Origin of the sequence: Pedobacter sp. MR22-3 (assembly GCF_026240075.1) — a bacterium.
GTDB lineage: Bacteria > Bacteroidota > Bacteroidia > Sphingobacteriales > Sphingobacteriaceae > Pedobacter.
In genome coordinates, this window is sequence record NZ_JAPIVF010000005.1 from 449,310 (window position 1) to 461,695 (window position 12,386).

The following is a 12,386-nucleotide window of genomic DNA, read 5'->3' on the forward strand; positions in this document are numbered from 1 at the left end:
TGTTAAACTTTACTTCTGATGCGGCTAAGTGTTTCTAAACGCATGCTGATAAAGGAGGCAATATATTTTAGCGGTACCCTGTTCATCAGGTGCGGGTAAGAAATTAATAATCTTTGATAGCGTTTTAAAGCTGTAGGTAACCGCACAATAAATGCCCTTTCGGATGCACCTTTGATATACATTTCGGTCATCTTTCTGCCTACATAGTTGGCGACAGGATAATTTTCATATAGCAATTTAGACATGCTGTGTGGAATGGCAATGGCGAACACATTTTCAATGGTTTCAATATATTCATCAGTAATGACATCTTCCCACAGGTTTCTGATTGTTCCTGCAAGTTCATTTTCCGCAGCAATCCACGTGGTGATTTTTTTATTGCCCATTTTAATGTAACCATGAACAGCGCCCTGCAGGATCAGATAGATATACTTGTTTCTTTTTAATGGCGATGCAATGTGTTTATTTTTCGGAAAGTTTACCGGAAAAGTATAGGCATTGATCACTGCCTCAATTTCTGGATTAAGTTGATGAAATGATTTAAAGACAGCAATTAAGGGTGATTGCCCGCCAGATGAGGCCCACTTTTGATCGCCATAGACATTTTCGATGTTCATTTAAAAATTACTTTTCAGCAAAATTCGCAATTAAAAATATAAAAATAGCAGAATAGTAAAGTTAGTTATGCTTTTATGGTGTTTTAGTTAGATAATGGGATAAGCCACATACCTACAACTAAATTCATTTAGTCTTGCTTCCCTTAGTATTGTTAATATAAATGATGTGAATGACATCAACAGTTTACAGATTCAGGAATATTCTGATATATTTGCTAATTAATTTAGTAATAGATGTCTGAGAAAGTTAATATTACCTCCAAGGGAATTCAAAGGGTATTAAAAAATTATAATGAAAAGCAAGCGATAGCAGAATATATCTGGAATGGTTTTGACGCCAATGCTGATACCATTCACATCGATTATGTGAGCAATGAACTTGGCTGGCTGGATAGTCTTCAAATTGCAGACAATGGTTATGGCATTAACTTTGAAAAATTACAGCAGAAGTTTGATCCCTTTTTCGAATCAGAAAAGGCTGTTCAAATTGCAGCTCCCAAGCATACTTCCAAAATGCACGGACGGAACGGTGTTGGCCGGCTTACTTTTTTCACTTTTGCCCACAATGCCAGCTGGAATACCACTTACCAGGATGATAAAGGCTTTCATCAGGGAGTCATCCAAATCAATACCGGAAGGTTGAATAGTTACGAAGCCTTTGAGCAGCCTCATGCGGCTAAAACGACGGGAACAGTGGTTACCTTTACTAACCTGCGTATTGGTGAATTGGATTTTAAGCAAACCGTAATCCCTTTCTTAGTTCAGGAATTTTGTTGGTTTATTGAACTAAACCGACACCAGAAACTGCAAGTGCTGGTGAATGGAAATGCGCTGGATTTCTCAGCCAATGTTAAAAGTATGGAAGAGTTTGAGCTTTACTATGCGGATACAGCCTTTAGGTTTAAAATCAAATATGTACACTGGAAGGAGAGTCTGCATAAAGAACTCTCTAAATATTACTTTATGGCAGGTGGCGAAGAAATTTATAAGGATTACACTACCCTGAATAAAAAAAGTGACGATTACTTTCACAGCGTTTATATAGATAGCGACTTTTTCAGGGATTTTGATTTTAAAAGTTTTGAAAATGAAGAACAAGTGGCTTTGTTCGGGTCAGCTAAATCTTCTCCGGAATATCGTTTTCTAATTAAGGAACTAAATGATTACCTGAAAAATAAACGAAAGCCATTTTTACGGGAATATGCAGATCGCTTAATAGAAAGTCTGGAGCAGGATGGGATTTTTCCGAATTATACAACTGCACACGAAAAGGAACTGGTTAAACCAAAATTAATCCGGCTGATTAAAATATTATATGAAGTAGAACCTAAATTATTTAGCAGTTTAAACATTGATCAAAAGAAAATGGTGATCCGTTTATTTGATCTGATGCTAAAAACTAATGAAAAGGAGGGAATCTTTAATCTGCTGAATGAAATTATTTCGCTGGAGGAAGAAGATTGTCAGGAATTAAAAGAGGCTTTAGGGCTACCTGTATAAATGCTTCTTTTACAGAAATAAAAAATGCCGGTATCTGATCGATACCGGCATTTTTTGTAATATTTATTCGTTATTAATTACGGATATCGCCTTTTACTTTGTTAGCCGTTCTTTGTCCAGGTAAATAAACCTGGAAACCAAAAGAAAGGTTTAAGCTGTTTTGAGCTGTAGTATTACCAAATCCTACTAAACCATTGTATTTTAACAAGGTTTCTAAACCAATGTTTGGTGTAATAAAATAAGCAAAACCCGGACCAACACTTAGGTTTAAGCCGTTTGTATTGGCACCACCTCTGCTTACACTGGTACCACCAACACCAACTGTTGCCTCTGCAAAGAAACGTCCGTGGTTTAATACTTCAACGTCTTTACCGGCATAATAACGACCTAACGCACCTACACCATAATTAGTTGTAGTTGGTGCATTTTTTGTCGTACTTAAACCAAAGTTTACATATCCACCCAATGCCAGGTTATCCTGGATAAACCAGGCTGCTTTAGGTGTAATGTCTACACTGAAAACTTTAGGGTTATCCAAACCTAACTTGATATTGGCCAGGTTTCCACCAACCATTACATTGCCTTTTTGAATTTGTGCCTGAGCAACACCCATAAATAATGCTACTGAGAATAAACTAGAGATAAAAATTTTTTTCATGATAAATGATTTAATAATAAATATAATAACCGAGATTATTTTCGATTTAAAGAGCCAACATTTATAATTAAATAATGTTTAAATTATTTTATTTCCTTTTGAAAATCAGTATTTTAGGTTTTATTGATGTTCTAATCACTTAATACAGATACTAATTTGAAATAAGTCCTTCATGAAAGAGCAGTTAATGCATCACTCTTTATAAAGAATTAATATGAAGTGAATATTGGCTTGCTAGCTTTGCTGCAGCAAACTAAAAGCATTGAGCGACTTATTAATTGCATCATTAAAAAACGATGATCCTTCTGCAATGGAGCAAATATTCCATATCCATTGGGAAAAGGTATTTGATTTAGCCTTTAAAAAGCTGGGCGACGAAACACTTGCGCAAGACATCACGCAGGAGATTTTTATCTCTTTATGGGAAAAACGAAAGAAACTTGATTTAACGGGCCACCTTTCCGGCTACTTATGTGGTGCGGTAAAAAATAGGGTAATCGATTATTACAGATCCAGTTCCATTAAAGATATTCACCAGGTTGAATACGCCAACCTGATGAATCAGCGGAGGGAAATTGCCCCGGATGAACACCTCATACGCCAGGATACTGCAAAAGAGGTAGAGGCTGTACTGCAACTTCTACCTGAGCGGATGCGTTTGGTGATTTCGATGAGCAGGGAACAGGATAAAACCGTTAAGGAGATTGCAGCTGAACTTAACATTTCTGTACAGACGGTAAAAAACCAGATTACCACAGCAATGAAAATACTCCGCGAAAACTTATCCTACTTGCTGCTTATCGCATTTTTATGGTTTTGATTCATTTGAGACCTGGTCTTTTCTTCATTTTACCGGTCTTAACCAAAACTTAACTTACTGATAACATTTTTGGTTAGTACCCTTTTCCTTTTGAAACGACATCTATACAAATGAGCGAAGAAAAGGCAAAACAACTGTTGGAGAAATATCTGGACGGAGCGGCAAGTTCTGAAGAATGTGATCAGGTAACAGATTGGTACAATGCCTTAGGCACCAACCAGGAAGCACCTGCAGGCAAGCAAAAAGCTGCCATCAGTGAAGAGATGTTTCAAAAACTGCGATTGGCTATTAATCATCAGGAAACCAGGAAGCCTTTCTTATTGGAACACTGGATCAACATTGCCGCTGCCATCGCAATTGTTGTTTCTGTTACGTTCTGGCTTTGGCAACAGCATACAGGGCATGAAATCCCTAATACACAAATCACAGCCTCAACCCAGGCAGGCGAGCGTAAAAAAATTAAACTGAGCGATGGTTCGGAAATTACTTTAGCCCCTTTAGCCAAAATTACTTACCCTGAGAAATTCCTGAAAAATTCCCGAAAGGTTTCCATCATAGAAGGAGAAGCATTTTTTTCCATTGCGCATGATGAAAAAAGACCTTTTCAGGTGAAGCTTCCCAACCATTTAAATGTTTCCGTATTAGGAACTTCGTTTCTCATTCGTGCCTATCATGCCAGAAAAGAAGTGGAAGTCATCGTTTCAACAGGTAAGGTGGCCATTAAAAATGAAGATAAACTGCTGGGAACGTTAACCAGAAATCAGAAACTTTCATTTAATAAAACTAGCGGCAAATCTATCCTCAATACTGTTCGTGATGTCCGCCCCGTTGAAATCAATTTCAATGGAACCACACTAATGCAGGTTGTCCGGCGGATGGAATACCTCTATCATATTAAAATTCAGCTGCATCAAACTTCCTTAGTGAACTTAAAAACAACGGCAACATTTAACAGTGCACAGCGGCCTGAAGAAATTCTTGATATCATTTGCACACTGCACCACCTCAAATTTAGTTCAGATCAAAATCACCAAACATTTAAAATCTATCAATAATGTACAATTAAATCATTCATAAACTACCTGTGGCTATTCAAACAGACTATTCGCAACTATTTTAACTCTTATAAGCAAACAAACAAATGAAAACAACCTCGTCCAGGAGGACCTTATCCCTTTATCAGATCATGAAATATTCATGCTTAACATTTTCAATCATCTGCATATTCTGCAGCTCACTTTTGGCTTCGCCCGGTATGGCCCAGCGATTGGCCAAAAGCAAAGTGAACATTAAAATCAGCAAGGGCCGTAAACTCAATGAAATTATCCGGGAGATCGAAAGCGTTTCAGGTTTAAGCTTTGTTTACAATCCCGATCTTCTTCAAAAAACAAATACACAGCTCAGCGGCGATTTCCAGATGGAGCCTGTTCGTTCTTTGCTGGATAAATTAGGCCTTCGCGTAGAAGAAAAGGGCGACTACGTCATTTTGAATAATGCTACTTTTAATCAACCCGACCGGATTGTAACAGGTGTAGTGAAAGATTCAACCGGTTTGGTTTTACCTGGTGTATCCGTTAAAGTAGTGGGTACCCAAAGCGGTACCACTACTGATGCCAATGGTGCATACCGCATTGAAGTAAGTGCACAAACGGTGCTTTCCTTTTCCATGATCGGTTACCGCACCAAAGAGGTAACCGTGGGTGATCACCTTACCATTAACATTATATTGAATGAGGAAAGATCCACCTTGGCAGATGTGGTGGTGGTAGGTTACGGAACCCAGAAGAAAGAAACATTAACAGGAGCGGTGAGTTTGGTTTCACTGGATAAACTGTCATCGAGGTCTGTAAATAGTGTTGGAGAAGTATTGGCTGGTAAATCGCCAGGCGTAATCGTAACCAATGAAGGTGGCGACCCGACATCAGCACCCAGAATCAATATCAGAGGAGCGGGTGGAATTAATGGCGAAAGTGTTCTTTACGTCATTGATGGATCAATTTTTCTGGGGACGCCAAACCTGAACCCTAACGATATCGAATCAATATCGGTATTGAAAGATGCTTCCGCGGCAATTTATGGTGCGCGTGCTTCTGGTGGTGTGGTTTTAATCACCACTAAAAAAGGAAAGAAAGGCAAAATGCAAATCAGCTTTGATGCCAAGGTTGGAGAACAAAGTGCCTGGAAAAAGCTGGAAACCTTAAATGCCCAGCAACGTGCACAGGTGGCAGCAACGGCAGCTAAAAACGGCGGAACAACCATTTTGCCTGCATTTGATCTCTCCAAATATCCTGACGGACAAACCACCAGAACCAACTGGATGGATGAGGTGTTTAGAAATGCCTTACTGCAGGACTATAATACGGCTATTAACGGGGGAAGTGAAAAATCAACCTTTTATTTAAGTTTCAATTACCGCAATGCTGAAGGCATCGTACTGAACACCAAAACCAAACGCTATAATTTCAGGGTCAATTCTGAACATGAACTTACACCCTGGTTAAAAGTGGGTGAAAACCTTTCTTATAGCAGTACCAATGGTAATGGTGCCAATACCAGCAGTGATTATACGGGTGCACTTTTGTCGGCCATTTATTACCCTACAAATGGTACACCTTACAATGCTGATGGCAGTTTTGCAGGTTTACCTGGCGGACAATATGCCGGTGATTACGGAGATATTATTAATCCGGTTGCCGAATTAAAAAGAATTGACATCAATAACCCTGTCAACGTGTTGGTGGTGAATCCTTATGCTACCCTTCAGCTGGCCAAAGGTTTAAGTTTTCGGTCAAACCTGAGTATCACCAAATCAGATGCCCAATTTAAAAGTTTTACACCAAAACGCCCGGAAGTTGGAAAGCCGGTGTTAAGCAATAGTTTGGTACAAAGAGCAGATGCGGTAAATGATTTTTTAGCAGAACAGGTACTAAACTACAAAACCACCATTGGATCTAACCAAATTGATTTAACAGGTGGCTATACCTTTCAGAGAACCAAAAGCAATGGCTTGTACACATCCGGATCTGGCTTTGATGATGAGTCTAATCAGTACCGTTATTTAACCAATGCCACCATTATTCAACCTTCTACCAGTTATTATGATGCCAAAGCCATTTCATCATTGTTTTTAAGGGCCAATTATAATTATAAGGAAAAATATTTATTGTCATTTATCGGCAGACGAGATGGTTCATCTATGCTTGCCAAAGAAAACAGGTTTAGAAATTATGGTTCTGTTTCAGCAGGCTGGTCTATCAACAAAGAAGCGTTTTTAAAATCAGCCAACTGGTTAAATGAATTAAAGCTAAGAGGAAGTTACGGTATTTTAGGTAACCTGGGGAGTTTATCTTCATCAGCGGTTAATCCGTTACTGGCTGCAACACAGAGTTATTTCGGTCAAACACCAACCCTGCAAAACGGTTATGTTCAAACCATTCTTGCAAACAAAAATTTAACATGGGCGGAAAGTAAACAAACCAATATAGGTTTGGATGTAACGGTTCTTGATCGCTTAAGTTTGGTGGCAGATTATTTTATTAAGAAAACGGATAAAATGATTCTGACCCGTTCTTTGCCAGGCACCGCAGGATTAACTTCTCAAACCATCAATGCAGGATTAGTGAAAGATAAAGGTATTGAACTTGGTTTAACTTATAACAGTGCTAAAAATACGGCATTTACCTATTCCGTGAACGCTACGTTAACCAAAGTTAATAACAAGGTAGAGGAACTGGCACCAGGATTAACCAATATTGCTATAGGTACCAATTTCAGAAATGAGCTTGCGCCCCTGTCTATTACAGTAGGCCAACCGCTGTATAGCTATTACGTTTTAAAAACGGAAGGTATTTTCCAAAGCCAGGCAGAAGCCGATCATTATAAAAATGCAAATGGACAGAAAATTCAGCCAAATGCTAAAGCCGGCGATTTCAAATTTGCAGATCTTAACGGCGATGGATCAATTGATAGCAAAGACCGTTACTTCGCAGGGAGCGCCTATCCTGATTTCTCTTATGGCTTAAGCTTTAATGCCAGTTATAAAAACTTCGATTTCAATATCTTCGCACAGGGCGTGCAAGGAAATAAACTTTTCAATGCGGTTAAGAGAACGACTTATAGTGCCAGCGGACCTTCTTACAATAAGCTGGTGGGCATTTTAGATGCGTGGTCTCCTGAAAATCCGGGTGGAAAAGTACCTGTCATTTCTACCAGTGATAACAATGGAAACTTTAACGCTTCCGATTTTTATATTGAAGATGGCTCCTATCTGCGTATCCGCAATGTAACACTCGGATATAGTTTGCCAAAATCACTCACCGGCAAACTTAAAACCGGGGCGGTAAGGGTTTATGTCACTGCCAACAATTTATTTACCATTACCAAGTACTCAGGCTTCGACCCGGAAATCGGGATGGATAATAATGGCCTTGATGTGGGCCGTTACCCGCAAGCCAGAAGTTTCATCTTGGGTTTGAGTGTTAACCTTTAATTTATAATTTAATGAAAACGAATATAAAATACCTGGCACTGATTGTTATTGCAGCTTTCGCCTCGTGCACCAAGCAACTGGATATCACACCAGAGGGATCTCCGTCTGCGCAAAATTTCTGGAAAACAAAGGAAGATGCCATGAAGGCCGAAGCCGGAATGTATGAAAATTATAATGCAGAAGATTTTTATGGTCGTGGCATGTTCTGGTTTATCAATGCCAGCGATGATATGGTTACGGGTAGAAATAAGCCAGAAGCAGATAATATCAAAAACTTTAACCGGAGTTATGTAGGCGGTGGTTATACCGAATCGCAATGGAGCATGCGTTATGCCATTATTAAAAGGGCAAACGACATCATTACCCATGTACCAGCCATCGCCATGGATGAAACATTAAAAAAACAGATTATTGGTGATGCTTATTTTAATGCCGGACTGGTTTATTTTCAACTGGCGGCTAATTATGGTAATGATAAAGCTGGCGTACCCATTGTAACTCCGGATGCTGATGCATCTGTAGCCATCCCAAGGGCAAAAAATGTAACAGAGAACTATGACTACATCATTTCATTATTATTGAAAGCCGCAGATAATTTGCCTAATTTTTCAGCAATGAAATCCGCTGATTATGGCAAAGCACACAAAACGGCTGCCTGGGCATATTTATCAAAAGTATATCTGTTTAAGAAAGATTATGCAAACGCAGCAAAATATGCTGATATGGTCATTGGCTCTGGTCAGCATGATTTGCTGTCTAACTTTGCTGATGTATTTAAAGCTTCAAATAATTGGTCTAAAGAATACATTTGGTCGGTAGTATGTACGCCAAACGGTGGTGGCACAGGCTGGGGTAGTAAATTGCCAGGTGTAATGCTGACTAACAAAGCCTGGGGAATTTATAATGGCTGGGGCTATTACCTGCCTACAAAAGAACTTTATGATTCTTTTGAAACAGGAGATCAGCGTCGTGAAGCTACAATTTTAAAACCAGGTGATAAATTTATGTTTTTTGGTGCCGAGCGGAGTTTTACCAAAGATGGTGGTGCCACTTCAAATTACCAGTTTAAAAAGTATATGGAGCCTTTTAGTTATGCCAATCCCATTCCTACCCACGTTAACCCAAATGGCGATAATGGAACAACAGATTTAAATGTGCCTTTAATGCGTTTTGCTGAAGTCCTTTTGATTAAAGCTGAGGCAGCAATTAATTTAAATGGCGCTGGTGCAGGCGATACCGAACTAAACAGAATCAGGGTAAGGGCCGGTCTGGCATCCAAAACCGGAATGACCATGACTGATTTAAAGCGTGAGCGCCGGAATGAATTGGCCGGCGAATGGGCCGATCGCCACCGCGATTTGGTGCGTTGGGGAGATGCACAAGCCACCTATGCCAAACCACTTCATGACTATGATGGTTCGGTTATCTGGCCGGCCAGAATGTTTAACCCACAGGTTCATGATGTATGGGCCGTTCCGCAAAGAGAAATTGATAACAGTTCAGGCGTAATTAAACAAAACCCGGGATGGTAAAGAGCACTCAACTCATTTGTTTATTGTTCATCATTTTTGGTATTCAGTCAGTTTCTGCACAGCGGAAACTGACCGCCAATAATGGTCATAGTCACAATGATTATAAACAGCAAATCCCCTTACTTCAGGCTTATTACGCAGGGATGGGCTCCATTGAAGCTGATGTTTTCTATCGCGAAGGAGAACTTTATGTAGCGCATGAAAGCAACGAGATTAAGCCGGGCAAAACCTTAAAAAAGATTTACCTCGACCCGCTGGTTGCCTTGTTTAAGGAAAACGGAAATCAACCTTACGCCAGTGCTACACAAAAACTTCAGCTGGTAATTGATATTAAGGAAGATTACCCGCATGTGCTTGCCACCTTGATTAAACAGCTGAAAGGTTATGAATCTGTGTTTGATCAGTCTAAAAATCCATCTGCCATTAAAATTGTAATGAGTGGTGATGTGCCACCTGCTGATCAGTTTAGCCAATATCCGCAAATGATATTTTTTGACGGTCGTCCGGGGAGGAATTATACTGATGAACAGTTGAAGCATATCGGGATGATCAGTGATGATCTTTCGTATTTTTCCGTATGGAATGGAAAGGGTACACCAACACCACCTGATTTGCAGAAGATGAAAAATGTGATTGCTGAAGCACACCGGATGGGCAAGCCCTTTCGTTTTTGGGCCACAAAAGATAGTCCGAATAGCTGGAAAGAATTGGAGCAAATGGGAGCAGACTGGATTGGAACAGATCGGCCGACTGTTTTAGGCGAGTTTTATAAAAACAGAGATAAGCTGGAGTACACCAATACCAAAAAGTATCAGCCCTATCAACCCACATATAAAAATGACGGTTTACCTAAAAAGGTTAAAAATGTGATTCTTTTAATCGGAGATGGCATGGGACTGGCTCAAATTCAGGCGGGTTTAAGTGCCAATTTCGGACAACTCAATATGATGAATATCCAGCATATTGGCCTTTCTCGCACAGAGGCTTCCAATTCTGATTTTACTGATTCTGCGGCGGGTGCTACGGCGATGGCCACCGGACAGAAAACCAACAATCGTTACATCAGTATGGATGTAAATGGTAAGCCTTTATCATCTATTCCTGAAATTTTAGCACCACTTGGCATGAAAACGGCTATCATCACCAGTGGAGATATCACTGATGCCACTCCGGCAGCATTTTATGCGCATCAGATCGAACGAACCATGTCGCAGGATATTGCAGCCGATTTTCAGAACAGTCCGGTTGATGTGTTAATTGGTTCAAATCGTAAAAGCTTTTTAGAAAATAAGGATGCCAGTTTAATGCAGAAACTAAAGGCCAAAGGTTACCAGTTGCAAAATAACCTGAGTGAATTTAGGACAGCAACATCGGGCAGGCAATTGGTATTGTTAGATGATTCCGTTACCCGAAGTGTTTTAAAGGGTAGGGGAGAAATGCTTAAAACATCACTGGTAAAAAGTATGGAATTGCTATCTAAAAATAAAAAGGGTTTCTTTATTATGGCTGAAGGGGCACAAATTGATCATGGCGGACATGCAAACGATTTACCTTATGTGGTTACCGAGCTGCATGATTTTGACCGGATGGTTGGCGAAGCCATGCGATTTGCTGATCAGGATGGGGAAACACTGGTTATCGTGACGGCAGATCATGAAACTGGCGGGCTATCCATGCTGGATGCTTCTTATAGAAAGGGTACCGTTAGGGGGAACTTCAGCAGTGATGACCATACCAACATCATGGTTCCAGTTTTTGCCTACGGCCCGGGATCGCAAAAATTCACTGGCGTTTATCCGAACACTGAGATTTGTAAGCGAATTTTACAGGCATTTGGTGTAAAATAATTAATAATTGTAGCATCAACTCCCCTCCTTATTTTATGGGAGGGAGTTGACAACGCTGTTGGTTAATTCTTTAACTTTTTCTCCAATATCTCCGTTATTGCGAGAAGGCTTTTTCTGCCGACGACGCAATCTTTTTTATCGATAAATAATGTATTAATCGTCACCGTGCCGCTTATCTGATGACGTAAATAACGACCATTACTCGTCATGCTGAACCTGATTCAGCACCTTTAAAATTAACAATGATGTAGATCCAGACTTAAATTCAGGATGAGGTTAGGATGCATTTAACAATTTTAGTCCTTCTTCATTCCTTTGCATGGCAGCCAGATCTGCTGCGGTTTGCCCGCGAAAATCAGTTATTTCTACATTGGCTCCGCTGGAAAGTAATAATTGCAATATGTCGTTCCGTCCGAACATGCTGGCAAACATCAGTGCTGTTCCACCATTACCATGCTGGAGGTCGAGCTTTGCACCACGTTCAATTAATAACCTGGCAATTTCAATATAACCTTTAAAGCTTACACCCATGAGCGCTGTATTGCCACCATCATCGGCGGCATTAATATCTGCTCCGGCATCAAGCAGTGCCTTCGCGGCAGCTAGCTGGTTATTGTAACAGGCAATAATTAGTGGCGTATATCCTTTTTCATCGCGTGCATTTACATTGGCATTTCTGCGAATCAGTTCTGCTAAAACTTCCATTTCGCCTTTTCTTGCGGCGGGTATCATCAACTGGTCGATATTTTCCATGCAATCAAAACCATATTATCCTGTCAAAGTTTGGATAATGAACAGTTTATTTGATGCTTTTGATCAGCATCTTGTTTTAGCGTGGAGAATCGAGATTTTAACTTGGTATCCCTGCGAAAGAAAAACATTTATTGCTTAAAACTCTTAAAACTATTTCGTGTTGGCATGGG

At 40.0% G+C, this 12,386-nt stretch carries 9 protein-coding genes; 6 read left to right on the forward strand and 3 right to left on the reverse strand.

Features of this window, described 5'->3' with window-relative positions:
- Nucleotides 1-2 precede the first annotated feature (2 nt).
- Nucleotides 3-617 carry a Crp/Fnr family transcriptional regulator gene (locus OQ267_RS14460; protein WP_088300168.1) on the reverse strand — a complete coding sequence of 205 codons (615 nt, stop codon included), beginning with the start codon at nt 615-617 and terminating at the stop codon, nt 3-5.
- A 234-nt stretch (nt 618-851) separates the two neighbouring features.
- Here OQ267_RS14460 and OQ267_RS14465 point away from each other — a divergent pair, with 234 nt between their 5' ends.
- A complete protein-coding gene (locus OQ267_RS14465) occupies nt 852-2,117 on the forward strand; it encodes an ATP-binding protein (RefSeq protein ID WP_265836488.1) in 1,266 nt (421 codons plus the stop codon).
- A 73-nt stretch (nt 2,118-2,190) separates the two neighbouring features.
- Here the strand turns inward: OQ267_RS14465 and OQ267_RS14470 are convergent, their stop codons facing one another.
- Nucleotides 2,191-2,775 carry a hypothetical protein gene (locus OQ267_RS14470; RefSeq protein WP_088300166.1) on the reverse strand — a complete coding sequence of 195 codons (585 nt, stop codon included), beginning with the start codon at nt 2,773-2,775 and terminating at the stop codon, nt 2,191-2,193.
- 262 nt (nt 2,776-3,037) lie between these two features.
- Here OQ267_RS14470 and OQ267_RS14475 point away from each other — a divergent pair, with 262 nt between their 5' ends.
- The 5 genes from OQ267_RS14475 (at nt 3,038) to OQ267_RS14495 (ending at nt 11,463) form a co-directional block, all read left to right on the forward strand.
- Nucleotides 3,038-3,595, forward strand: a complete 558-nt coding sequence (locus tag OQ267_RS14475) for an RNA polymerase sigma factor (protein WP_265836490.1) — start codon at nt 3,038-3,040, stop codon at nt 3,593-3,595.
- A 110-nt stretch (nt 3,596-3,705) separates the two neighbouring features.
- A complete protein-coding gene (locus OQ267_RS14480; RefSeq protein ID WP_265836492.1) occupies nt 3,706-4,650 on the forward strand; it encodes a FecR family protein in 945 nt (314 codons plus the stop codon).
- Between the two features lie 86 nt (nt 4,651-4,736).
- The gene (locus tag OQ267_RS14485; RefSeq protein ID WP_265836494.1) at nt 4,737-8,084 is read left to right on the forward strand and encodes a SusC/RagA family TonB-linked outer membrane protein; all 3,348 of its coding nucleotides are present in this window, start codon (nt 4,737-4,739) and stop codon (nt 8,082-8,084) included.
- 11 nt (nt 8,085-8,095) lie between these two features.
- Nucleotides 8,096-9,616 carry a RagB/SusD family nutrient uptake outer membrane protein gene (locus OQ267_RS14490; protein ID WP_265836496.1) on the forward strand — a complete coding sequence of 507 codons (1,521 nt, stop codon included), beginning with the start codon at nt 8,096-8,098 and terminating at the stop codon, nt 9,614-9,616.
- Complete coding sequence (locus tag OQ267_RS14495; protein ID WP_265836498.1) at nt 9,610-11,463, forward strand: alkaline phosphatase; 1,854 nt, start codon at nt 9,610-9,612, stop codon at nt 11,461-11,463. The genes OQ267_RS14490 and OQ267_RS14495 overlap by 7 nt, the downstream gene beginning before the upstream one ends.
- Nucleotides 11,464-11,739: 276 nt before the next feature.
- On the opposite strand, the gene OQ267_RS14500 is transcribed toward OQ267_RS14495, so the two are convergent.
- A complete protein-coding gene (locus OQ267_RS14500; RefSeq protein ID WP_265836499.1) occupies nt 11,740-12,216 on the reverse strand; it encodes an ankyrin repeat domain-containing protein in 477 nt (158 codons plus the stop codon).
- Nucleotides 12,217-12,386 lie beyond the last annotated feature (170 nt).